The sequence below is a fragment of the Comamonas sp. B-9 genome, from assembly GCF_000410635.1.
GTDB lineage: Bacteria > Pseudomonadota > Gammaproteobacteria > Burkholderiales > Burkholderiaceae_C > Comamonas.
Window position 1 is genome coordinate 968 of sequence record NZ_KE148594.1, and the last position, 333, is coordinate 1,300.

General features: G+C 67.9%; 1 pseudogene. It reads right to left on the reverse strand.

The window, feature by feature from the left end:
* Positions 1–101 precede the first annotated feature (101 nt).
* Positions 102–333: pseudogene (locus tag H928_RS32400) on the reverse strand (signal peptide protein); the annotation flags it as partial.

The following is a 333-nucleotide window of genomic DNA, read 5'->3' on the forward strand; positions in this document are numbered from 1 at the left end:
CGGTTATGGCAAGCGCTGGTGGCAGTGGCTCGCGCAGCGCCGGGCAGCGTAAAAAACCCTGCGGGTTTGCGCAGGGTCGGGGTGGTGCGGGACGGCGCCGATCAGCTGTTGCAGGCCTTGCTGCCCTTGGCCGGTTGAATGCCCTTGGCTTTCGCATCGGCCACCGTCATGTACTCGCCTTGCTTGGTGGTGCCGTAGTAGCGGTCACCTTGGCAGTGGTAGATCTTGGAGCTGGTATTGGCCCAGACCTTGCCGGCACCGCCGCCAGGGGCCGGGGCCTTGGCCTTGGCTTTGTCGGCAGCGGCCGCTGGCGCTGCGGCTGCGGGGGCCACC